Annotated in this window: 19 protein-coding genes; 3 read left to right on the top strand and 16 right to left on the bottom strand. The window is 70.9% G+C overall.

Features of this window, described 5'->3' with window-relative positions:
• Positions 1–912 (bottom strand): sugar phosphate isomerase/epimerase family protein, encoded by a 912-nt coding sequence (locus AC1DX8_RS17750; RefSeq protein WP_477631273.1) that lies wholly within the window; start codon positions 910–912, stop codon positions 1–3.
• A 2-nt stretch (positions 913–914) separates the two neighbouring features.
• Positions 915–1,919 carry a Gfo/Idh/MocA family protein gene (locus AC1DX8_RS17745; RefSeq protein WP_477631272.1) on the bottom strand — a complete coding sequence of 335 codons (1,005 nt, stop codon included), beginning with the start codon at positions 1,917–1,919 and terminating at the stop codon, positions 915–917.
• A gap of 169 nt (positions 1,920–2,088) precedes the next feature.
• On the opposite strand from AC1DX8_RS17745, the gene AC1DX8_RS17740 reads away from it, so the two are divergent.
• Positions 2,089–2,826 (top strand): GntR family transcriptional regulator, encoded by a 738-nt coding sequence (locus AC1DX8_RS17740; RefSeq protein WP_477631271.1) that lies wholly within the window; start codon positions 2,089–2,091, stop codon positions 2,824–2,826.
• 73 nt (positions 2,827–2,899) lie between these two features.
• Here AC1DX8_RS17740 and AC1DX8_RS17735 read toward each other — a convergent pair whose 3' ends face one another.
• The 7 genes from AC1DX8_RS17735 to AC1DX8_RS17705 all read right to left on the bottom strand — a co-directional run bounded on the left by AC1DX8_RS17735 (position 2,900) and on the right by AC1DX8_RS17705 (position 10,339).
• The gene (locus AC1DX8_RS17735; RefSeq protein ID WP_477631270.1) at positions 2,900–4,474 is read right to left on the bottom strand and encodes a DUF3352 domain-containing protein; all 1,575 of its coding nucleotides are present in this window, start codon (positions 4,472–4,474) and stop codon (positions 2,900–2,902) included.
• A gap of 146 nt (positions 4,475–4,620) precedes the next feature.
• A complete protein-coding gene (gene rplI / locus AC1DX8_RS17730; protein WP_056921398.1) occupies positions 4,621–5,067 on the bottom strand; it encodes a 50S ribosomal protein L9 in 447 nt (148 codons plus the stop codon).
• Between the two features lie 17 nt (positions 5,068–5,084).
• Positions 5,085–5,321: a 30S ribosomal protein S18 gene (gene rpsR, locus AC1DX8_RS17725; protein WP_056884210.1), complete on the bottom strand. Its 237-nt coding sequence runs from the start codon at positions 5,319–5,321 to the stop codon at positions 5,085–5,087.
• Positions 5,322–5,486: 165 nt separating this feature from the next.
• Positions 5,487–6,032 (bottom strand): single-stranded DNA-binding protein, encoded by a 546-nt coding sequence (locus AC1DX8_RS17720; RefSeq protein ID WP_477631269.1) that lies wholly within the window; start codon positions 6,030–6,032, stop codon positions 5,487–5,489.
• Between the two features lie 72 nt (positions 6,033–6,104).
• Positions 6,105–6,392 carry a 30S ribosomal protein S6 gene (rpsF, locus tag AC1DX8_RS17715; protein ID WP_056921396.1) on the bottom strand — a complete coding sequence of 96 codons (288 nt, stop codon included), beginning with the start codon at positions 6,390–6,392 and terminating at the stop codon, positions 6,105–6,107.
• A gap of 234 nt (positions 6,393–6,626) precedes the next feature.
• Entirely contained in the window at positions 6,627–8,078 is a 1,452-nt protein-coding gene (locus AC1DX8_RS17710; protein WP_477631268.1) for a glycosyltransferase 87 family protein, read from the bottom strand.
• Positions 8,075–10,339, bottom strand: coding sequence for a transglycosylase domain-containing protein (locus tag AC1DX8_RS17705; protein ID WP_477631267.1), 2,265 nt, complete (start codon positions 10,337–10,339; stop codon positions 8,075–8,077). Before AC1DX8_RS17705 ends, AC1DX8_RS17710 begins: the two co-directional genes overlap by 4 nt.
• Positions 10,340–10,608: 269 nt before the next feature.
• On the opposite strand from AC1DX8_RS17705, the gene AC1DX8_RS17700 reads away from it, so the two are divergent.
• Positions 10,609–11,244, top strand: coding sequence for a PadR family transcriptional regulator (locus tag AC1DX8_RS17700; RefSeq protein WP_477631265.1), 636 nt, complete (start codon positions 10,609–10,611; stop codon positions 11,242–11,244).
• Positions 11,245–11,256: 12 nt separating this feature from the next.
• The gene (locus AC1DX8_RS17695) at positions 11,257–12,348 is read left to right on the top strand and encodes an inositol-3-phosphate synthase (RefSeq protein ID WP_477631264.1); all 1,092 of its coding nucleotides are present in this window, start codon (positions 11,257–11,259) and stop codon (positions 12,346–12,348) included.
• A gap of 178 nt (positions 12,349–12,526) precedes the next feature.
• On the opposite strand, the gene AC1DX8_RS17690 is transcribed toward AC1DX8_RS17695, so the two are convergent.
• From AC1DX8_RS17690 to AC1DX8_RS17660, 7 genes are all read right to left on the bottom strand, one after another.
• Entirely contained in the window at positions 12,527–13,003 is a 477-nt protein-coding gene (locus AC1DX8_RS17690; protein ID WP_477631263.1) for a hypothetical protein, read from the bottom strand.
• A gap of 108 nt (positions 13,004–13,111) precedes the next feature.
• Positions 13,112–14,356, bottom strand: coding sequence for a hypothetical protein (locus AC1DX8_RS17685; RefSeq protein WP_477631262.1), 1,245 nt, complete (start codon positions 14,354–14,356; stop codon positions 13,112–13,114).
• Between the two features lie 149 nt (positions 14,357–14,505).
• Positions 14,506–14,805, bottom strand: coding sequence for a hypothetical protein (locus AC1DX8_RS17680; RefSeq protein WP_477631261.1), 300 nt, complete (start codon positions 14,803–14,805; stop codon positions 14,506–14,508).
• A gap of 119 nt (positions 14,806–14,924) precedes the next feature.
• A complete protein-coding gene (locus AC1DX8_RS17675; protein WP_477631260.1) occupies positions 14,925–15,194 on the bottom strand; it encodes a hypothetical protein in 270 nt (89 codons plus the stop codon).
• Between the two features lie 125 nt (positions 15,195–15,319).
• A complete protein-coding gene (locus tag AC1DX8_RS17670; protein WP_477631259.1) occupies positions 15,320–19,816 on the bottom strand; it encodes an FtsK/SpoIIIE domain-containing protein in 4,497 nt (1,498 codons plus the stop codon).
• Complete coding sequence (locus AC1DX8_RS17665; protein ID WP_477631258.1) at positions 19,813–22,272, bottom strand: transglutaminase-like domain-containing protein; 2,460 nt, start codon at positions 22,270–22,272, stop codon at positions 19,813–19,815. Before AC1DX8_RS17665 ends, AC1DX8_RS17670 begins: the two co-directional genes overlap by 4 nt.
• Positions 22,269–23,765, bottom strand: coding sequence for a DUF58 domain-containing protein (locus tag AC1DX8_RS17660; protein WP_477631257.1), 1,497 nt, complete (start codon positions 23,763–23,765; stop codon positions 22,269–22,271). The genes AC1DX8_RS17665 and AC1DX8_RS17660 overlap by 4 nt, the downstream gene beginning before the upstream one ends.

Raw genomic sequence — 23,765 nt, 5'->3', positions numbered from 1 at the left:
TCAGATCCCCACTCCCGAGTGCTGCGCCGCGATCCCCAGCAGGTAGAAGAAGCTCGCCTCGACGTCGGCCACGGGGCCCTCGCCGTCGGGGACGCCCGAGAGGATGGTGTCCTGCTCGAGGACGTACCACCCGGCATACCCGCTGTCCTCCAGAGCACCCACGATGGCGGCGATGTCGACGTCGCCCTGTCCGAGGGGGACGTACATGCCGGCGGCGACGGCGTCGGTGTAGGTCAGCTCCCCGGACTGCACGCGGCGGGCGAGGTCGAGCCGGACGTCCTTGAGGTGGGTGTGCGCGATCCGGTCGGGGTGCTCGCGGGCGACCCGCACCGGGTCACCACCGCCGATGAGCAGGTGGCCGGTGTCGAGGCAGAGTCCGATCCGGCTGCCGGCGAGCACCCGGTCGGTCTCCTCGCCGCTCTCGACCATGGTGCCGACGTGGGGGTGCAGGGTCGCAGTGAGTCCGCGCGCCGCGGCCGCCGCGGCGAGCCGGTCGAGGTTCGCCAACAGGGTGGCCCAGCCCTGGTCGTCGAGCTGCGGGCGGTCGTCGTACCCCTCGGCGCCGGTGGCGGCTGCGATGACCACCGTCGAGGCAGCCGCTGCCACGAGGTCGACCATGGCTGCCTCGAGCTCCGGCAGCGGGTCGTGGGCGGCGTCGTGGAGCACGAGTGGCACGAACTGCCCCACCGCGAAGAGCCCGTGCCGACGCAGGGTTGCGACCTTGTCAGCCGGCGAGTCGGGCAGGAAGCCGTCGGGGCCGAACTCGGTCGCGGCCAGGCCCAGCTCGCTCATCTGCGCGAGCACCACCTCGGGTGACAGCTGGTGACCCCAGCCCGGCACCTCGCAGACCCCCCACGAGATGGGTGCCCCGGCGATGCGGTCGGCCAGGGCTTCGGACGGGACGCCAGCCATGGTCAGGCCCCCTTGATCTCGGTCAGGTCGACCACGCGGCGCTCGGCGCGGGAGACCTCGCAGGCCTCGGCGACCCGGAACGCCTGGAGGGCGTCGTCCACCGTGCAGGGACTCGGGAGCCGCCGTGCAGCGACCTCGAAGAAGGCGGTCAGCTCCGCGCGGTAGGCGGGCAGGAAGCGCTCCATGAAGGACACCTTGGTGGGCCCGTGCGGGAAGTCGACCCCGTCCTCCAGCGACCGCAGGGCCAGGGAGTCGTCGAGCCCGACGGCCACCGCACCGCGCTCGCCGAGGACCTCCATCCGCACGTCGTGGCCGGCCCCGTTGTAGCGGGTGGAGGAGACCTGCGCGAGGGTGCCGTCGTCGAGGGTGAGCAGGGCCGCCCCCGTGTCGACGTCACCGGCGTCGGAGAAGAAGGCAGCACCCCGGTTGGAGCCGGTGGCATAGACCGAGGCGACCTCGCGCCCGGTCACGAACCGGATGATGTCGAAGTCGTGGACGTTGCAGTCTCGGAAGATGCCACCGCTGCCCGGCACGTAGGCCGGGTGGGGGGGCGCGCTGTCCCGGGTGGCCGCGACGATGGTATGCACGAAACCCAGCTCACCCGACGCCACCACCTCGCGGGCCCGGCGGTAGCCCTGGTCGAACCGACGCTGGAACCCGATGTGGACCGGCACGTCAGACTGGGCGGCCAGGCGGGCCAGGTCGATCGTCTCGTCCAGGGTCGAGGCCACCGGCTTCTCGCAGAAGGTCGCGATGCCCTTGGCGAGGCCCGCCCTCAGCAGCGGGGCGTGACCGGGGGTGGCGGTGGCGATCACGAGGGCGTCGAGGCCGGAGTCGAGCAGCTCGTCGGTCGTGGCGGCCCACTCCAGTCCCCGCTGGGCTGCGACCTCCTTGGCGTGCGTCGCGTCGACGTCGGCGACGACGAGCTCGTCGACGGCATCGAGACCGCGAAGGGTGTCGGCGTGGAAGGCGCCGATCCGGCCGACGCCGGCGAGTCCGATACGCATGTCGAGGTTCCGTTCAGGGTCGTGGGTGTCGGACGCAGTCGGCACCGCGGCTGGGGGTTTGCCGACGCCAAGCCTGCCGCTGGGGCGCGACGCCTGTCAACCATTTGTTAGGACATTCTAACGTTATGAGATTCTCACGTCCGCGGAGGTCAGCGGCTAGAGTGCAGCCGTGGCCACCCAGCTCGATGTGCGGATCGACCGGTCCTCACCCGTGCCGCTCTACCACCAGCTCGCCGAACAGCTCGCCGCAGCGATCGACGACGGCGCCCTGCACCCCGGCGACGCGTTCGAGAACGAGGTGGCCATGGGGCTGCGGCTGGGCCTCTCCCGCCCGACGGTGCGCCGCGCCATCGCCGAGCTGGCCTCTCGCGGTCTGCTCGTCCGCCGCCGCGGGGTCGGCACCACGGTCGCCAACCGCACGGTGCACCGACGAGCTGAGCTCACCAGCCTGTACGACGACCTCACCAGGGCGGGCGCCCACCCCAGCACCACCGTGCTGTCCCTCGACGTGGTGCAGGACGAACGGGTCGCCACCGCCCTCGACCTCGCCCCCGACAGCGAGCTGCTCGCCATCGTGCGGCTGCGCCTGTCCGACGCCGAGCCGCTGGCGGTGCTGCGCAACTGGCTACCGCCGGCGCACCTCGACGTCACCCGCGAGGACCTCGAGGCCGAGGGCCTGTATGCCGTGCTGCGACGCCGTGGCGTGCGTCCGGTGGTCGCCCACCAGCGGATCGGCGCCAGGCCGCCGAGCCCGAGCGAGCGGCGCCACCTGCGAATGCGGGGCAACGAGCCCGTGCTCACCATGACCCGCAGTGCGTTCGACGAGGTGGGTCACCCCGTCGAGTACGGGGACCACTGCTACCGCGCCTCCACCTACACGATCGAGGTCATGGTCGACGAGCGCTGACGGCCAGGGCGGGTCGAGGGTGCACGACGCGCTGATGACGCGGGTTCGCCGTGAGCGTGTCGTGCACCCTCGACTACTTCGTGGTGAGGCGCAGCCGGAAGTCGGCGCTGTTGCCCTCGCCCGAGATGGTGAAACCCAGGGCGGACAGGCCGGCCAGGTTGTGGGTCTCATCGACGCCCAGCTCGTCCTTGAACTCGGTGAGCAGGCCGGCGATGTCGACGAAGCCGGCGACCCGCGCCGAGTCGGCTCCCTTCACCGCGTCCTTGAAACGATCGGTGTCGCCCAGGCCGGAGGCGGAGGTGAGCTCGTCGGCGTAGCCCTCGGACAGCGACACCACTGTCTTGCCACCGGCCGCCTTGAGCGTCAGCGGGTCGCCTCCGACGCCTTGGCCAGCCGCGTCGGCGAGCTGCTGGAGCACGGCCCGGTCACCGTCGCTGACAGCGGCGACGCGCACGTCGCTCTGCCCCTCGCCCATGCCACCGAACGCCAGCGTGAACTGGCTGCCCAGGGCGGCATACAGGTCGTCGGGGACCGAGATGCCCAGCTCGTCCTCGAGCGAGGTGACACTGTCGGTGAACCCCTGCTTGCCCATCGTCTCGTTGATCGCCTTCTCGATCGCCGGCCACCCCGCGCGCAGCTGGTCCCCGGCGTTGGCGGCACTGATCGCCGCGAGGGTGGTGTCGGGCAGGGCAGCGAGGCCGGTGCCGGTCTTCGACCCCGCGAACTTCATGCTGGCGCCGTTGCTGTGGCCCGCGAGCTCGAGGTGCGGGCCGTCGAACCGCAGGGCCAGGGCTACCCGCCCGGTCTGCGACGTGGCCGGTCCACCGGTGATGCCGGGGATCATGCCGCCCAGGCTCAACGACTTGGTGGCCTTGCCCAGCTGCTCGGCGTCGAACCAGGCTGCCGCGACGCCGTCCTCACCGAGGTCGGCCATGTCCTTGCTGAAGTGCGCCGAGTCGGCGAGGGTGCCCTTGCCCGTGGCCGCGGCCACCCCGGCGACCGTGCCGGTGCCGTCGGTGCAGAGGGCGAAGTCCCGGACCAGCTGGCACTCGGCCTCGTTGGCCTTGGCGATCTTCGGCAGGCTGGCCTTGGCCTTGCCCGGATCGGTCACGGCCAGCGCGACGACCACGGTGGGCTGGGCGTCGCCGGCCCCCGGCACCAGCCCGACCGCGATCCGCTGGCCCAGCCACGGCTCGACGTCCTTGGCGTAGTCGACCCCCTTCAGCTGGCCCTCGGCCTGGAGGCGCTTGATGACGACAGCGCGCAGGTCGGAGTCCTCCTTGACCTCACCCTGGGTGTCGGGGAATTTGCGGATGAAGCGGATGGCGTTGAGCTTCTGGCCCGCCGAGGGGTCGAGGTCGACCTTCGCGAACGCGATCGTGGTCGAGGGCAGCGCCGACTCGGGCTGGGCGCCCCCACCACCGACCTGCTGGAACGCGAAGGCACCACCGGCACCCACCGCGACGATAGCGAGGATCCCGCCGACGAGAGCCACGGTGCGACCACGGCTGGGTCGGTCCGCCGACACCGGCCCCGTGGGCGGGGGCGCGTCCGAGCCGGGCTGGGCGAACGGGTCAGACCGGGCGAACGGCTCGGACTGCTCGAACGGGTCGGGCTGCGCGGCAGGGTCGAACGGGTTGCTGCTCATGATGTGGGTCCCCCAAGCACAGTGCGGTCTGTGACCGCCCGCATTCGCTCGGCGGCTGCGCGGCAGGATAGGACAGGCCCGGTCCGCCCCGAGGGGCGAACCGGGCCAATCCGGACCGAATCGTTACGTCGGTCTCAGACGTTCGTTCAGCCTGCGACGACGTCGAGGGTCACCTTGGCCTGCACCTCGGGGTGCAGGCGGATGAGGGCCTCGTGGCTGCCGACCGACTTGATCGGGGTGGTGATCTCGATCTTGCGCTTGTCGAGCTCCGGGCCACCGGCAGCCTTCACCGCGGCAGCGATGTCGGCCGTGGAGACGGCGCCGAACAGGCGCCCGGAGGCACCCGCGTGGGCCGCCACCTTGACGGCCTTGTTCTCGAGGTTGCCCTTGATCGACTTGGCCTCCTCGAGGGAGTTGATCGCGCGGACCTCGCGGCCCTTGTTGATCGAGTCGACCTGCTTCTGCCCGCCCTTGGTCCACGCGGTGGCCAGGCCACGGCGGAACAGGAAGTTGCGGGCGTAGCCGTCCTTGACGTCGACGACGTCACCGGCGGTGCCGAGGCTGGAGACCTCGTGGGTCAGAATGACCTTCATTTTTCAGTCCTTCCGACTCAGCGAGACGAGCTCGAGTAGGGCAGCAGCGCCATCTCGCGGGCGTTCTTGACCGCCGTGGCGATGAGCCGCTGCTCCTGGACGGACACACCGGTCACCCGACGCGCGCGGATCTTGCCGCGGTCGGAGATGAACTTGCGCAGCAGCGCAGTGTCCTTGTAGTCGATGTTCTCGACCTTCGCCGCCTTGAGCGGGTTGGCCTTCTTCTTGGGCTTGCGCACAACGGGCTTGGCCATCGTGGTGCTCTCCTTCTGTTCAGGATGAGCCCTGGTCTCCCAGGGATGGTGTTCTTGCTATGAGAGTTGGTATGCCGTGCACTCACCGCCCGCTGGTTTCCCACCCGGATGGGACGAAAACCTGCAGCGGGCGCCGGCCACGCGGCATACCGGAGTGATCTGGACCTAGAACGGGGGCTCGTCGTAGGACGGCGCTCCGCCGCCCCAGCCGCCACCCTGCTGTCCGCCGGCCTGGGGAGCCGCGGCAGGAGCGGACGACGGGCCGGTGGCCCAGGGGTCCTCCTGCTGGCCACCCTGACCGCCGCCCTGCTGGCCGCCGCCGAAGCCGCCGCCCCCGCCGGTGCCCCGCTGGGTGCGGTTGACCTTGGCGGTCGCGTAGCGCAGCGAGGGGCCGACCTCGTCGACCTCCATCTCCACGACGGTGCGCTTCTCGCCTTCCTTGGTCTCGTACGAGCGAGACTTCAGACGGCCGGAGACGATGACGCGAGTGCCCCGCTGGAGGGACTCGGCGACGTTCTCCGCAGCGTCCCGCCACACCGAGCAGCGCATGAACAGGGTCTCCCCGTCCTTCCACTCGTTGGACTGCCGGTCGAACTGTCGCGGCGTGGAGGCCACGGTGAAGTTCGCGACGGCAGCACCCGAGGGGGTGAAGCGCAGCTCGGGGTCGCCGGTGATGTTGCCGATGACGGTGATGACGGTGTCGCCAGCCATGAAGCGTGTCCCCTGTTCGTTTGGGTCAGGTGGTGGAGCCGGTGGTGCAGATCAGATCAGATCAGGTGCAGCTCAGGCGCCGGGGCGCAGGAGCTTGGTCCGCATGACCGACTCGTTGAGGCCGAGCTGACGGTCCAGCTCCTTGGCCGTGGCCGGCTCTGCGGTGAAGTTGACGACGGCGTAGATGCCTTCGGCCTTCTTCTTGATCTCGAACGCCAAGCGACGGCGGCCCCAGATGTCGATGTTGTCGACGGTGCCCTTGTCCTTGGTGACGACGGTGAGGAACTTGTCGAGCGAGGGCGCGACGGTCCGGTCGTCGAGCTCGGGGTCGAGGATGACCATGAGTTCGTACTGACGCATGCTGATAACCCGCCTCCTTTGGTCTATGGCGGTCACGGTCTCTCCGTGACAGGAGGGTTGCAGTGCGATCCCCCTGGACACACCGTCGAGGCGTGCTGCGGGAGAACCTGACACAGAGTACCGGCCCGCGCGGACAACGCCGAATCCTCATCCACAGGGCCCGACTCCCCGGGGGCGACGACTCCCCGCCCCTCGTGCGGCGCGGCGCAGCGGGGCTGTCGTGGTCGGCCCGGGTCAGGCGAGGCGGACGAGCAGCCGGTCCGGAGCACCGGCGAAGTCACCCGCCAGCTCGTCGTCCAGCTCGTCGTCCACCTCGTCGTCCAGCCCGCCTCCGACGCGGGTCTTTGAGCGATCCGACGGGTCCTGGTCCGTCGGATCGCTCAAAGACCGGAGGTCGGGGAGGTCGGCGGCGTCCTCGGGGTCCGGGACGGGCGCACGGGCGGCAGCGGTGTGCCAGACCCGCCACACGAGGTACGCGACGGCAGCGACCCGGATGGTGAGGAACACGGCATACCAGCCGGGCGGGAGGCCACGGTCGGGCTTGGACAGCCCCCCGACGTAGAGCCACACGGTGACGAAGTGCAGCGCCTCGGCACCCGCCCACAGCAGGTGGTCGCGCCAGCGCAGGCCGCACAACGCGACGAGGGGCAGCAGCCACAGCGAGGCCTGGACCGGGAACGCCTTGCCGGTGAGGAGGGCGGCCGCCACGAGGACGAGCGCGACCTCGGCCACGGTCGGTCGGCGGCGGGTGCTCAGCGCGAACACCGCCCCCACCCCCATGGCCACCAGCAGTCCCACGACGGCGAGCAGGGTGGTGGCGCCGGTCGGGAGGGGGTGACCCACCAGCTGGGGGATCATCCACACCGAACCCAGGCCCGCGGCGCTGTCCCACCAGACCTGGGAGGAGCGCAGCACCGCGCCGGGGTTGGCCAGGAGGAACGGCAGCAGCACCACCGCGAAGGCCCCGGCCGCCGCGCCGAGCGTGCGACGCACCGCCCCGAGCCGCCCGCTGCGCAGGCCGAGCAGCACCAGCGCGAGCAGGATGAGCAGGGGGTAGGTGCGCGCCGCGACCCCGAGGCCGAGCAGCACCCCGGCCGCGACGGGTCGACGACGGCTCCACGCCCAGATGCCCGCACTCGCCAGCGCCACCCCGAAGAGGTCGGGCGACAGCATCGCGGTGAGGACCAGCACGGGGCTGAACGCCACGTGCGCGGCGTTCGTGACGTGCGAGGGGCGCGACGCGGCGGTGAGGTAGACGATGGCGACGGCGAGCGCCGTGCCCAGCAGGGCCCACAGCGCGAAGTACCACCGGGTCTGGTCGAGGAACGAGCCGTCCGGCACCAGCCCCCCGACCCAGGCCATCACCGCCCCGGTGAGCACCGGGTGGTCGGCACGGGCGCCCTCTCCCGCGACGTAAGCGGCCAGGCCCTCGTCGAGGTTGCCGAGCTGGTAGAGCGCGGGGAGGTCGGAGAAGCAGGCGTGCCAGAACTGGTCGGACCCGACCCAGCCCTTCTGGATGCAGTGCGCCCGCTCCGCCACGGACAGCGCCATCGTGGCGCCCGTGGCCACCAGGAGGGGCACGACGGCCGCGAGCCACGAGACCGCGCGCGCCGACACGTGACGGCCCAGCGGCCCGCCGGCAACAGCCAGCGAGCCACTGGGGAGCAGATCCCCCTCGTGGGTCACTGCGTCGCGGGGGTCGTCTGTGGCGCTCCGCCCAGGGTGATCGTCGGCGGCGGCACCGTGACCGTGGTCTTCGTCGGCTTGTTGGTCTTGGTCGGTGGCGGCGTCGTCGTGGTCGTCGTCGGCGGCGTCGTGGTGGTGGTCGTGGTCGTCGTCGTCGTGGTGGTCGTGGTCGGCGGCGGCGTGAAGACCTGGTCGTCGCCGAGGCCGGCCCGTGGCGGGAAGTCGACGACCGGCAGGCCGGTCAGCGCGGTCTGCATGTAGTCGGTCCAGATCCGGATCGGGATGGTGCCACCGGTGATCTCCCGGTAGCCGCCGATGTTGGTCATCGACAGCTCCGCTCCGCCCTTGCCGGTGCGGTACATCCCGACCGCGGTGGCCAGCTGCGGGGTGAAGCCGTTGAACCAGGCCGCCTTGTTGTTGGACGTCGTCCCGGTCTTGCCGGCCACGGGGCGCCCGAGCTGTTGCGCGTACGACCCGGTGCCGCGCTTGACGACCTGCGTCATCGCGTCGATGGCATCGGCGGTGACCCCCTTGTCGAAGACCACCTTCCGCGACACCTTGACCTTGTAGTCCAGGTCACCAGGGCCACCCTTGACCGTCCGGATCAGGTAGGGGACCGCGCGGATGCCGTTCGCGGCGATCGTGGCGTAGGCGTTGGCCATGTCTCGCACGGTGACGCTGTCGGTGCCGAGCACGTTGGCATAGTTGTCGCCGAGGGTCTTCTCCGGCAGCCCCGCCGCGACGGCGGCGGCCTTGGTGTTCTGCGGGCCCACCTTGATGTTGAGCTGGGCGTAGACGGTGTTGACCGAGTGGGCCGTCGCGGTCCGCAGGTCGATCCGGCCGAAGTTCTCGAACCCGAAGTTGGTGACCCGGCCCCGCTTGGCATTCTCGTCACCAGTCGAGTCGGCGAACTCCTTGAAGTACTGCGGGGTCTTGCCGTCGAACATCGTCTTGGTGCTGATCGGCTTGTCCTGTGACAGGCCCGCGAGCAGGGCGAACACCTTGAACGTCGAACCGGCCTGCATCTTGGCGTCGGTGGCGGTGTTGAACTGCTCCTTGAGGTAGTCCTGGCCGCCGTACAGGGCAACGATCGCGCCGTCACCTGGCTTGATGCTCGTCAGCCCCACGTGCAGGGTGTCGGCGCCCTTGTCGGTCGGCATGCGGTCGTTGACGGCCTTGACCGCGGCCGCCTGGGCGTTGCGGTCGATCGTCGTCACGATCTTGTAGCCGCCCTTGTCGATGTCCGCGTCGCTCATCTTGAGCTTGGCCTTGAGCTCCTTCTTGACCAGGTCGACCAGGTAGCCGGACGGGCCGGACGAACCCGTGGCCTTGCGGGGCTTCTGCACGGTCGGGAACTTCGCGGCGGCGCGCTCCTGGGGGCTGAGCCAGCCCTGGCTCACCATGCCGTCCATGACGTAGGTCCAGCGCGCCTCGGCGTTGGCCTTCTGCTCCGCACCGAGGGCCGGGTCGTAGAACGACGGGCCACGGATGACCGAGGCGAGGAAGGCGCCCTCGGACGGCGTGAGCTTGGAGACGTCCTTGTTGAAGTACGCCTTCGACGCGGTCTGGATGCCGTAGGCGCCCCGGCCGTAGTAGATGGTGTTGAGGTAGTTCTCGAGGATCGTGTCCTTGGACTGCTGCTTGGCGATCTTGATCGAGATGATGATCTCGCGACCCTTGCGCGACAGCGTCTGGTCCTGGGTGAGGAAGTAGTTCTTCACGTACTGCTGGGTGATGGTCGACCCACCCTGGGTGGCACCACCGCGCAGGCCCACCCAGACGGCGCGGGCGATGCCGGTCGGGCTGATGCCGGAGTTCTGGTAGAAGTTGCGGTCCTCGGCGGCGAGGTGGGCTTCCTGCACGGCCTTCGGCACCTGTGCGAGCTTCACCGACTCACGGTTGATCTCGCTGATCCTGGCCATCTCGTTCTTGCCGTCGGCGTAGTAGATGATCGACGCCTGCGCGTTGGCCAGCTCGTTCGGCTTGGGGGTGTCGACGAGGGAGTAGGCGATGAAGAACGCCACGACCGCCAGCAGGAAGCCCACCAGTGCCGCGATGCCGAGGCCCTTGGCCCAGCGCCGGCCGCGGCCGCCCTTGCGCGGACCACCCTTGCCACCGCTGCCCCGGCCCCCGTCGCCCCGGCCTGCGCCGCTGGTCGAGCCCCGCCCCGCGGAGGCGGGACCCGTGCCGGCACCACCCTTCGCGGCGGTGCGCTGCGCGGCCTTCGCCTGGGCGCGCGTCTTCGGACGTGAGGTACTCATCTGACCTTCCCGATCGGCATACAACAGGCACGGTCCCCGGCCCTTCGGCCACGGCTCCGCGCCGTCAACTGACGCTCAGTATGACTGGCGACGGTGAGAATCGTGCATTCGCCCGACCCCACGTCAACGAACCACGGGGGCGAAAGGTCACGGATTCCCAGATATATCGGCTCGATATATCTTGGTGTAGGCTGCGGGCGTCGTCGAACCACCGGTGACTCGCACGGACCCGATCCATGCGGACCAACGCGAGGGAGGTGCAGCCCGTCATGAGCCGTCGCTCAGAGCTCCTCGAGTTCGCCGTCCTCGGACTGCTGCACGAGAGCCCCATGCACGGGTACGAGCTGCGCAAGCGACTCAACGCCGCGCTCGGTGCCTTCCGCGCGTTGTCCTACGGCACGCTCTACCCGTGCCTGCGCGGGCTGCTCGACCAGGGCCTCATCTCCGAGGCCAGCGCCGACCAGCACACGGCGGCGACCGCCGGCTCCAAGCGCGCCCGCATCGTCTACGAGCTCACCGCCGACGGCAAGGAGCACTTCCAGGAGCTGCTCAAGGAAGCCGGTCCGACCGCGTGGGAGGACGACACCTTCGACGTCCACTTCGCCTTCTTCGCCCGCACCGAGGCCGAGGTCAGGCTGCGGATCCTCGAAGGACGCCGCAGCCGGCTCGAGGAGCGGTTGGACACCATCCGCACCAGCTCCGCCAAGAACCGCGAGCGCTTCGACACCTACACCGCCGCCCTCGAGCGGCACGGCCTGGACTCCGCGGAGCGCGAGGTCCGCTGGCTCAACGAGCTGATCACCGCCGAACGGAACATCCCGTCACCGGCCCCCAGCACCACCCCGAGCACGACCCAGAGCACGACCCAGAGCACCACCCCCATCACCCCTACCCCGAACAACTGAAGGAGTCTTCCCATGGGATCCGTTCGCGTCGCCATCGTTGGCGTCGGCAACTGCGCCAGCTCGCTGGTCCAGGGTGTCGAGTACTACAAGGACGCCGACCCGGCAGGCAACGTCCCCGGGCTCATGCACGTCCAGTTCGGTGAGTACCACGTGAAGGACGTCGAGTTCGTCGCCGCCTTCGACGTGGACGCCAAGAAGGTCGGCTTCGACCTGGCCGAGGCGATCGGCAACTCGGAGAACAACACCATCAAGATCGCGGACGTGCCCCCCACGGGCGTCACGGTCCAGCGCGGCCACACCTACGACGGCATCGGCAAGTACTACGCCCAAACCATCGAGCAGTCCGACGCCGAGCCCGTGGACATCGTGCAGGTCCTCAAGGACACCCAGGCCGACGTGCTGGTCTCCTACCTCCCGGTGGGCTCCGAGGTCGCCGACAAGTTCTACGCCCAGTGCGCGATCGACGCCGGCGTGGCCTTCGTCAACGCCCTGCCCGTCTTCATCGCCTCCGACCCCGAGTGGGCCGCGAAGTTCGAGGCGGCTGGCGTGCCGGTCATCGGTGACGACATCAAGTCGCAGGTCGGCGCGACCATCACGCACCGCGTGATGGCCAAGCTGTTCGAGGACCGCGGCGTGACGCTGGACCGCACCTACCAGCTCAACGTCGGCGGCAACATGGACTTCAAGAACATGCTCGAGCGCGAGCGCCTCGAGTCCAAGAAGGTCTCCAAGACCCAGGCCGTCACGTCGAACCTGACCGGCGCCCTGGCGGGTCTGACCGACAGCCGCAACGTCCACATCGGCCCGTCCGACTACGTCGCGTGGCTCGACGACCGCAAGTGGGCCTACGTCCGCCTCGAGGGTCGCGCGTTCGGCGACGTGCCGCTGAACCTCGAGTACAAGCTCGAGGTCTGGGACTCCCCCAACTCGGCCGGCATCATCATCGACGCCATCCGCGCGGCGAAGATCGCCAAGGACCGCGGCATCGGCGGCGCGCTGATCAGCGCCTCGTCCTACCTGATGAAGTCCCCGCCCGTGCAGCGCGAGGACACCGAGGGCCGCACCAAGCTCGAGGCCTTCATCGCCGGCACCGAGGAGCGCTGACCCCAGCACCTCTGCCACACGGCATACGAAAGGGGCACCCGGCCGTCTGGTCGGGTGCCCCTTTCCTATGCCGCGTTCCCGACTTGTTGCGCCCAGGACGTCACCAGACCCCCGATTCCCGCCGCCTGTGACCACCAGGACGCAACAAGTGGGCAGGGGGGTATGCCGTGGGGCTGGGTCAGCGGGTGACGCGGGTGGAGGCGATGACCTGCTCGACGACCGACAGGTCCGCGTCGACGCCGGCCCCTCCGGCGGAACCCGTGACGTGGACGAAGTCCTGCAAGGCGTCCTGGCGGGGCAGGCTGGCGAAGGCGTGCACCTGCCGGATCGTCCCGAACTGCGGGTCGACCCACGAGACGTCGACGCGGTGGAACTCCTGGTCGTTGATCTCGACCGTCCGGACCTCGCCCACCTCGGCCTGCGGACGCTGGTCGACCGAGCCGCGCAGCTCCATCAGGGCGTCGGCGGGCTGGTCGTTCTCGGGGCGGGTGCCGAGCCGGACGATCACGTTGGGGGTGAAGTCGGCGTTGACCTCCGTCTGCTTCGCGGCCAGCGCCACGGCGGGCGCGGACACGGGCTCCCAGGTGTCGGGCACGTCGATGCTCACCGCCGGCGGCGCGGGGAAGCGTTCGGAGGGGAAGCTGAGGGTGCTCATGGTGCTGGCGCGCCTTTCGTGGGTGCTGCGTGGGTGCTGCGTGGGTTCTGCATGGGGTGCTGACGATCGTGCGGACCGGGGCCGGGTCGGTGTGATCGGGCCTGCGGCCTACCAGGGCGGGTCGAACCCGATGTCGAACTTGATGCCGCCACCGATGCCCAGCGTGGCACCGATGTCGACCGAGACCCCGATGTTGTCGCTGCTGATCTCGGCGTCGGCTTCGGCGTGGGCACCGATGCCATAGGAGATCTCGCCGCCGACCCCGACGTCCACCGGACCGAGGTCCTGGCTGACCTCGCCCTCGGCCTTGCCGCCGGCGAAGACCTCACCGCCGACGTTGGCCTTGGCGCCGTCGAGGCCGATCTTGACGCCGGCGTCAGCGTTGGCCTGCGCCCCGACGTACGCCTCGCCCTGGGCCTGCGTGCCGTAGCTGTTGGAGTATGCGCCGCTCACCTTGGCGACATACGCGCCGGCCATCACGCCACCGGAGGCCACGAGGCCGTCCTGCGAGATGCCGAGCTCGTAGTCGGCCTTGCCATCGGTGCCGAGCAACTCGGCGGAGAGGTGGTTGCCGTCCTCGTCGCCCCACGTGTGGTCGATGGCCGAGACGTCCCACAGCTGCTTCTCGCCGTCGGCGAGGGTCATGCCGACGTTGAGCTCGGGCTTGTCGAACGGCGACTCGGCGGCGTGCTCGGGGTCGTCCTCGTCGGGGATGCCGTCGTTGTCGTCGTCGCCGTCCTCGACGTCCGGGATGCCGTCCTGGTCGTCGTCGAGCGGGTCCTCGTCGCCGTCGGCGATGCCGTCGTCGTCGTGGTCGTTGTCGTCGTGGTCGTCGACGTCGTCGGGGATCCCGTCGTTGTCGTCGTCCTCGTCGCTGTTGTCGTCGACACCGTCGTCGTCCTGGTCGTCGGAGTCCTCGGGGTCGTCGTCGCGGTCGTCCGGGACGCCGTTGTTGTCGTCGTCCTCGTCCTTGCCGTCCGGCGTGCCGTCGTTGTCGTCGTCCTGGTCGGTCGCATCGGGCGTGCCGTCGCCGTCACTGTCGCCACCGCCGTCGCCGGGTCCGTCGCCACCCCCGGTCACGCCGGAGGTCAGCTCCTGGTCACCGATCTCCTCGGCCAGCCTCTTGGTGAGCTCCTCGACCCCGCCGGAGCTCGAGTCCAGCGTGGCGCGAGTGGTCGGCCAGGCGTTGAAGAAGCTCGTGGCGTCCTCGCCCACCCAGACGCCGCGGAGCTGCCGGACGGCCTTCTCGGCGGTGGTGGTGGCGTCGGTCAGGTCACGGCGCACCCGGGACAGCTGCTCGGCGATGGAACGAACCTTCTGGTTCTCCATGCCCTTCTTGTCGGTGCCGCCCATGGCAGTCTGCTTTCACAACAGGTGCCACGAGGGCACGGGGTGGTCTGGGTGCGCGGGTCTGGGTGCGCGGGTCTGGGTGCGCTGTGGTGCGAGGTCACGCCGGCGACCGTCCCTGGGTGACCCGGGAGCGGTCGCCGGCGTGAGTGGCCTCAGTTCGAGGTGGCCTTCTGCTCGGCCAGCTCGGCCTGCAGGCGCTTGTGCATCTCCGTCACGTCGAGGACCGTCTGGTCGATGTGGTTGGCGTCGTTCTTCCACTGGGACTGGAAGCGGGTCGAGTCCGGGCCGTGCCAGGCGCCGGCCAGCTTGTGCGCGGCCTGGTCGGCGTCCTGCTTGGCGTGCTGGAGGTCGGCCTTGGCCTTGCCGAGGCGAGAGATGACGTCCTGGACCTTCGACGGGTCCATCCCCTTCTTCTCGCCGCCGCCGCCGCCACCTTCGGGAGTGGGAAGCATGGTTGTCTCCTTGTCTTCGTGCCGTTCGTGGGTCGTGCCGGATGTGGTTCTTCGTGCCTACTGCCTGCTGTGCCGGGTGCTCGAGGTCCGCGCGTGGTCGGGGCCTCGAGGCCACCGGGTCAGTGCGAGGTCTGGTCCTGCTGCTTGGCCTCGGTGCGGATCTGGTCGGCCGCCTTGGTCAGGCCGGTCGCGGCCTTGGTGAGGTCCGCGGCATACTGCCCGTTCCACTTGGTCTCGAACTTCTTCTGGTCCTCACCCCACCAGCTGTTCTTGAGCTGACCGATCAGGTCGTCGATCTCCGTCTTCGCCTTCTTGATCTTCTGGGCGGAGTCGTCCAGGACGCCGGCCTGGGCCCGGGCGATGCCGGTCTTCATGGAAAGTTCAGCCATGACGGTTCCCCTCTTTCGTGTCGTGAGCGCCGTTGGTGGCACTCGCTTGGTGTTGCGGATCTGGACAAGTCGTGGTGCGAGTCAGTGCTTGCTGCGAGAAAACTAGGTGCGGGTCACGCGGTACCTCAATGGGGAGCACTCCCCACCCCGCCTCCACCCGTGGCGCCCGTGGAGAGCGGCAGGGCCACCTGCAGGAGTTCGGGGTTGCCGCGGCGCACGAGGAAGCCACGGCCCTCGAGGAGCTGGTCGCGGCTGACGCCGCGGTAGTCGGCGGCGAAGGCCGAGGCCTCGTCACCACTGGGTTGGAGCGACACTCCCGAGCGCGACGACTTCAGGGCGCCGGACATGCCGTAGTTGGAGTTGAAGAATCCCGAATCGCCTTCTGCCACAACGCATTGCTCGGAGTTCACGACTGCCTTGAAGAGCTCGAAGAGGTCGTCCTCGGCCATCGACCCGTCGAAGTCCTGGGCGCGTTCGACGACCACGAGCATGGTGGCTCCGGAGGGTCCGGCCTCCACCACTTCGTCCTTGAGCCGCTTGGCCAGGGCCCGGCAGTCGTCGACCCCGACGGCGCTCTCGGTCCACACGCCGGTGGTCCGGGTCAGCACCGACCGGCGCGGGCTGAACAGCCAGCACCGCAGCCCCGGCTGGGCGCGCAGGGCCGCCTGTGCCATCGTCAGGACCGCTGTCGTCCGACCGCTGCCGGACGGCCCGAGGACGATCTGGCTCCCCCTCAGGTCGAACCCGATGGGACGCATCGTGGTGGACGACAGCCCGATCGCGGGCCGTCCTGCGGCGTCGACCGCCGGGAGCGTCGAGAGCGACACCGACTCGGGCAGGGACAGGATCGGCGGTGCCTCGGGCACGCCGGCCCGCCGCACCCCCTCGGCGAAGCCGTTGATGGCCCGCGCCTGCACGGTGGAGTCGGACGAACCGCCGAGCACCGCGACCTGCACCTCGCGGTCGTGCACGATGGCGCGGCCGGGGGGCGAGCCCAGCGACAGCACGTCGGCGTCGACATCGAGCGCCAGGTAGTCGTCGACCGTGGCCATCCGCAGCACCACGCGGTTCTGGATCGCGGACGAGAGCCCGCCCCACAGCCCGCTGCGCTGGTCGGCCGTGACGACGAAGTGCACGCCCAGCGGTCGTCCGTCCCCGGCCAGCGAGGTGAACAGGTCGAGCCACCGCTGCCCGGCATGGCTGTCGTAGGCCGCCTGGAAGCTGGTGAGCCCGTCCACGAGGACGAGGATCCGTGGCTCGTCGGGAGCCTCGGCGAGCCGCCGGAAGTCGGTGATGGTGGCGGCGTTCACGGCGGAGTAGCGCAGGGCCCGCTCGTCGATCGTCTCGCGCAGCATGGTGAGCAGCCGGACGACCCGCTCGTGGTCACTGGCGTAGATGACGCTGCCGACGTGCGGCAGCGCTTCGAGCATGGCCAGCCCACGGTTGCCGAAGTCGAGGCCGTAGACGTGGCACGGTCCGCCGCGCACGGTGAAGCCCGCCGCGACGGCGATGGTCCGCAGGAAGGCGCTCTTGCCGGCGCCGGAGGCCCCGAACACCGCGAGGTTGCCCTCGATGTCGGGACGGAAGCTGATCGGCGGCTGGGTCTGGCTGTCGGGGTCGTCGCTGATGCCGATGACGAGCTCGTCGTCACGGCGACGGGTCGGCAGGTCGGCGAGCTCGTAGACCGGTGCCAGCTCCGGCAGCCACGGCTTGCGCGGGTCAGGGATCTCGGCGGCCACCTGGGCCGCGCCGATCTGGGTCACGACCCGTTGGATGTCGGTCGGGCCGAGGTCCTCCTGCACGACGTCGTGGGCGTCCTCGACGACGGGCAGCTCCCACGGCGTGCCGACCCCGAACCCGAGGGTCTCGACGTCGAGCGAGGCGGCCGGCGCCTCGCCGGTGGACCACCCACCGGCATACCCGGTCTGGAAGGGGGTGAGGCGACCGGGCCCGGCCTTGGAGACCGCGCGGCCCGGCAGGGCCGGGTCGAAGTATGCCGCCACGGGCGTGCCGAGCACGTCGTCGCTGTCGGCCTCGTCGGCCATCCGCAACGCCATCCGCAGGTTGGTGTTGGCGCGCAGGTTGTCCTTGATGACGCCGGCCGGCCGCTGCGTGGCGAGGATCAGGTGGAGTCCGAGCGAGCGGCCGCGCTGCGCCACGTTGACGACGCCGTCGACGAACTCGGGGACCTCCTGCACCAGCGCGGCGAACTCGTCGACCACGATGACCAGGCTGGGAGGCGCCGCGACCTCGCCCCGGCGCTCGAGCTCGACCAGGTCCTTGGCCTTGTGCTGGGCGAGGATGTGCTCGCGGTGCTTGAGCTCGGCCGACAGCGACGCGAGCGCCCGCCGCACGAGGTGCGGCGACAGGTCGGTGACCAGTCCGACGGTGTGGGGCAGGTTCACGCAGTCCCGGAAGGCCGATCCACCCTTGTAGTCGACCAGCAGGAAGGTGAGCCGCTGCGGGGAATGGGCCACGGCCATGCCGAGGATCCACGCCTGGAGCAGCTCCGACTTGCCGGCGCCGGTGGTGCCGCCGACCAGGGCGTGCGGTCCGTCGGCGCGCAGGTCGATCGAGAAGGTGCCGGCCGCCGACTGCCCGATGACGGCGCGGAGGTTGCCCGGCTTCGGGCGCGCCACGGGCCCGGCGGCATACGGGCCGGTGAGGATCGACCGGTTCTCACCCCAGCGCTCGATGACCGGCCCGGGGGCCTCGGCCAGCTCGTGACCCACGAGGTTCACGAACGACACCGCTCGCGGCAGGTCGCTCTCGTCCTCGACGGGCACGCCGGAGTCGACGAGCGGGGCCATCTGGCGGCTGAGTCGCTCGACGTCCGCCGCCTCGACGTGGTCGGCGTCGACCGGCATCCGCACCACTGCCTCACCGACGTACCCGACCACGGCGTCACCCTGCTGGGGGCCCTGCTCGACGAAGGTGCGGCAGGCCGCGGGGAGGGTGGCGGTCGTCGGCGAGACCCAGAGCACGACGATGCCGTGGCGCCAGCCGCGTTCGGCCAGCTGGACCAGTCGGCTGCGCTCGAGGGGCGCGTCGTCCTCGACGACGAGCAGCACGATGGGCCGCCCCACGGGCAGCCGGGGCGGCTTGAACGTGCCCTGCACCGGACCGGTCGAGTCGTCGGCGGGCTCCGCCGACGGCGGCCCGCTCGCGACGAGCTCCTCGAGCTCGGTGACCAGCGACAGGCTGGCCGGACCGGTGTTGGCGAGGTGGCGGGCGTCGATCGGGCTGTGCGGGGAGGCCGTGTGCGGCACCCACTTGAGCCAGTCCCAGTCGCGGGCGGTGGCCGGCGAGCCGACCGCCGCCACGACGAGGTCGGCCGGCGAGTGCAGGGCGACCGCCTGGACGACGACGGCACGAGCCGCCTCGAGGGCACGCTGGCGAGGGCCGGAGATGCCGATCGCCCCGGTGCGCAACGGTTCCGCGACCACCGGGACGGGGCGGACCGCGCCCATCCCGTCGACGGCCTGCGAGGCCTCTAGCCATGCTTCGGCCCGCGACCGCCCGAGCTCGGGGAGCTTGAGGGTGTTGCGCGACGGGAGCTCGCCGAGGCCGAGCCGGAACTCGCAGAACCCGGGGTCACCCGGGCGCCGGGTCCACAACAGGGCCGAGGCGCTGTCGACCGCCTGGACGGCCTCGGTGCTCGCGGGGTGCTCGGCCTGCCGACCCACCACCTCACGCCCCTGCTCCTCCTCGAGCTGCTCGACCATCAGGGCGAGGTCCTCGCGGAACTCCAGCAGCGCCTGCTCGTAGTCCTTGCGGGCGTTGCGTCGCGACTCGAAGTAGTGCCCGAACAACATGGCCGGCGTCAGCAGGATGAACAGCAGGAACAGCATGTTGTGGAGCGCGAGGGCCAGGCCGAGACCCATGAGCATCGGCACCGCGGCGGCGATCCACGGAGGTCGCTCCGGCTTGGGGCGTTCGGGCAGCGCCGGCACCGGGAACTCGCGCCCGACGTAGAGGGGCGCGATCCGGGGGGACCGCGAGAACGGCAGCGAGGTGCCGCGGGCCGCGGCGAGCCCGGTGTTGCCCCCGGCGACCCGCACCTCGATCTCGGACGAGCCGATGGTGAACCGGTCGCCGCTCTTCAGCACCGCACGGTCGACCTGCTGGCCCTGCACCTGGATGCCGTTCGACGAACCGAGGTCGATGACCTCGACGATGTCGGTCACCAGCAGCCGGGCGTGCCGGCGCGAGACCTGCGCGTCGCTCAGCTGGATCTCGCAGCCGCGACCCCGACCGAGGTATGCCGTGCCGGCCCCGAGCGGGACCTCGCGGCCGGTGTCGGGGCCGGCCACGACCACGGCGGTCGCGACGGACTGGCCGCGGTCGGCATACCCCTCGGTGCGTCGCGTCACCGCGACGTGTGCACCCGAGCGCAGGCCGCTCTCCGCGATCGTCGCCCGCGGGTCGACGGCGCGGTAGCCCTCGGCGACGTGCGACAGGGTGAAGTCACCGAGTCCGGGCTGCACGGCGGCCGCGCCGCGAGCTGGGTCGGCCAGGACGAGGTACTCCGCGAGCTGTCCGACGGTGGTGGTGCCGTCGACCGTGGCGACGAGGTCGGTGTCGACGTCGCCCGAGGATCGCAGGGTGAACTTCAGCTTCACGAGGCAGCCGTCCTCCGGGTCAGGGTGGCAAGGGCAGGAAGGGTGCGGCGGCGCCGTTCCGGGGTCACCGGTCCGCGCGTGAAGAGCGGTCGAGGGTCGACGTCGGACCGCAACCGGCGCCAGAAGTCGCAGTTCGCCCGGAGGTCACCACGCGCCTCGTTGGTCGAGCGCCAGTAGGCCCCGGCATCGTCGACGTCAGGGGTGCCCGGGCCGAAGATGAGCGCATTCGCCCGGCTGGCCAGGGCGTTCGCACTGTCGAGGCGGGAGAGGGCAGCCGCCTGCTCGAGCCGCGTGGCCCGCCGGGGCAGGGCGTGACCGAACGACCGGGCGCTGTCCATCAGGTCGTCCCACGCCCACGCGACCCGCGCCGTCGCCGTGCCCCGCGTGGCGTGGCGCCGACGTCGCCAGGCCTTGGCTCCCCGCACCATCCAGTAGAGGGCGACGAGCACCAGCAACGGGACGAGGACGTAGAAGACCAGCCAGCGCAGCCAGGTCGGCCAGGCGGAGGGGTCGAACAGCTTCTTCGGGGGTTTCTTCAGGTTGACGGCGTTCTGGGCCTGGTCGGGTCCCTGCAGCACGCTCGGCGGGTTGGTGCCGGCCGGCGGCGGCACGAGGGCGCCGATCTTCTGCTCGTCGGTCTTGGACTGGAGCTGGTTGGGCTTCTGGTTGCGGTCGGGCAGGAAGGTGTCCTGCAGCAGCGGGATCCACGTGCCGGTGGTGTCCTGCACCTCGACCCACGCGTGGACGTCCTTCCCCCTGACCACGCCGTCCGCGGGCAGCTCGGCACCCATGACCACCCGGGTGGGGATGTCGAACCGGTTGGCCACGAGGGCCAGCGTCGCGGCGTACTGCTCGTCGTTGCCGGCCAGCTGCGTGGCACCGACGAAGCGGGCCAGCCGCCCGCGGGAGTGCCCCGCGAGGTAGTAGCTCTCGACCGAGTTCTTGGTGCCCCCGTCGGTGTACGCGCCGTCACCCTTCATCGCCGCGGCCACGGCACGCAGCTCGTCCCACGAGCCCTGCGCACCCTGACCCTGTGCACCCTGACTCTGCGCACCCTGACTCCAGGCGTCGGCCCGTTCGTCGAGGAAGCCGAGCTCCTCGTTCTGGACGAGGTTGCCCGTGGCGGTGGACAACGAGGTGGGGAGCTTGTCGCGCACCACCTTCGTCGGCAGCAGCACGCTCATCGTGTAGCGGTCGCCGGCCGACACCCGGTCGGGCACGATCGCCGTGCTGGTGTCGGTGTTCAGCCACAGCCTCGAGGCGAGCTGACCGGCCCGGGCGCCGGCGAACTTCACCCCCGTGACCTGCCCGACCGTGGGGAGCCACACATCGGAGTAGCCGCCCTCGGGGATGGTGACCTGCACGGTGGCCGGCCTGCCGTCACCGCGGGCGCTCACCTTCTCGCCGACCTGCTGGAACGCCGTGCCGGGCGTGGGCGAGTCGATGCCGGCCCGTGCGCCGGCCCCCCAGACCCCGCCGTCGTAGTGGTCGAGGGTGGCGAAGCGCAGCGGCGTGCCCGCCGGAGCGCCGGTGACCCGCATCAGCTCGGTGTCGTAGAGCTTGGCCTCGTTGGGTTCGGTGTACTTGCGGAACCCGGCGAGCGGGCTCGGGAACTGGGCGATGTCGAAGGGCGGCACGATCTCCGTGCGCGCCACCCGGCGCAGGTCGCCCTCGGTGCCGGGCAGGTGGGGCCCGGCCACCAGGCCGGCGACCGCGGCCAACGCCAGCAGACCCGTGCCGATGGCCGCCCGCGCCCCACGGCCCGCGCCGTTCTGCAGCGGCGCCCGCGAGCGGCTGCTACGCACGATCATCCAGCCGACCGCGGCCAGACCGAAGGCGACTCCCTGCGCGAGAAGAGAGGCGGGCTCGAGGGTCCCGAGCACGATCGTCAGGGCAAGGGCGACCAGCGGCGGCACCACGACGGCATACCCGTGGGCGCGGCGACGCGCCACCGTGTAGGTGACGGCGGCCCCGACCAGCCCGACGAGGAGGGGCAGCGCGAGGAGGGAGACGGTCGCGTCCACCGGGGGCAGCAGCGTCAGCAGCCGCTTCCAGCCGTGCACCGAGGTCGACGCGAGGTCGCGGATCGTCCGACCGCTCGGGAAGACACCGGCCACGAGGTGGTCGCGGACCGCGAGCGGCCCGCCGAGGACGAGGTATGCCGCGGCGAGACCGAGCATGGTCACGATCGACGGCAGGCGGAACGCCGTCACCACGTGGGCCACGAGCAGACCGAGCACGAGCCCACCGACGGCGGCCAGCACCCACTCCCAGCCGAAGAACACGGTGCGGAAGCCCCACAGCGCCAACCCGACCAGCAGGGCGGTGAAGCCCAGGTCGACGAGGTCGTCGCGGGACGGCAGCAGGCGGGTGCGCAGGCTCGCGGCGCGGTCGGCGCGCGTGCGCTCGGTGGGGATCATCGACTCGCGCGGCGGGGCGAGCGGGCTGGCGCTCACGTGGCCATCACCCCCATCAGCACGGCGCGCAGGTCGCCGAGCTCGTGGATGTTCATCAGCGTGATGCCTCCGACGTTCTTGACCCCGACCCGCTGGTCACGGTCGATGGTGAGTGCCACCCGCAGCACCTCGGTCTCGAACCGACCGAGCGACCGCTGCACCTGGATGAAGGGGGTCGCGGACCCGGTGACGAGCACGGCCATCGAGGTGTCGGGGGCCAGCGCGAGCGCCTCCCCCGCCATGGCGTAGAGGTCGCTGGGGCCGAGGTCGACCCGCGCCAGCGCGTCCATGGCCAGCGGTGCGCTCGTGCGCGAGGCGCTCGAGTCGCGACAGACGATGGTGAAGTCCTGCTCGTCCATGTGCGCCCGCTTGCCCACCGAGGCGGCCACCGAGATCGCGGTCTCGGCATCCTCCTCGCCCCCCGCGTACTTCTCCGGGTCGGCGTCCACGAGGACGGTCAGGTGCGAGCGCCGGGTGTCCAGGAACTGACGCACCAGCAGGCGCCCGGCCTTGGCCGACGAGCGCCAGTGGATGTAGCGGCGGTCGTCCCCGGGCTGGTACTCGCGCAGCGCGTGGAAGGCCAGGTCGGACATCGACATCTCCTGGGTGGTCTCACCCTCGAGGTCGCGCAGGAGTCCGGCGCCCAGGCTCTCCAGCGACAGGGTCCGCGGGTGGACGAACAGCTCGGTGACCGCGGTCCAGCGCAGGGTGCGGCGCACGATGCCGAGCGGGTCGCCCTGCACGGTGGAGGCGGGACCGACGGCGATCACGCCGCGGCGCTCGGTCGGCACCACGAAGAGCTCCTCGTGCGCCTTGCCGGAACCCAGCGGTGGCAGCGTGAACCGGGCCGCGGTGATGCCGACCGGCAGCTCCACCAGCAGGGGGAGCATGCCCCGACGCGACTCGTTGGTGACCGAGATTCGGCCGGTGGCCGGCTCACCCACCGTGACCCGCAGGGGGTCGACCTCGGTGTCGATGCGCACCCTCGTGCGGCCCACGGCCAGCAGTGCGCAGCACACCACGAGCGCCATCGCCGCGGCGCCGATCATGGCCCACTCGTCCCAGTCGGCCACCGCCGCGACCAGCCAGCAGACCACCCCGAGCACGAGGATGCTCCAGCCCAGCGGTGAGATCCAGCGCAGGAACTCCGCGACCGGGCCCCACGCCGGCCGGGTCCTGGCCCGAAGGCCCTCGGTGCGCCCGGCGAGCAGGCCGGAGGTCTGCCGGCCAGCCCGCGAGAGGAAGACGGGCAGCCGAGGGCGGGTGACGGTGATCGTCGGCAGCGTGGGGAGGCGTCGGGGCCGGGTGGCACTCGCGCCGGCACCTGTGGTCCCGGGCGACCCGGCATACGGAGGAGCCGCCAGCGGCGTCGACGCGGACCCGGGGGCACGCCGCGATGGCCGACGCCCTTTCTTGAGGTCGGCTCGTCGCGTCGTGTGGCCCACGTCCTCGGCCAGCTTGCTGGGGCCCCGCCCCGGGTCGGTGCTGGTCAT

Source organism: Pedococcus sp. P2_A3 (assembly GCF_056405035.1).
Note: the sequence above shows the minus strand (reverse complement) of the source record. Positions and strands in the feature narration are given on the sequence as shown.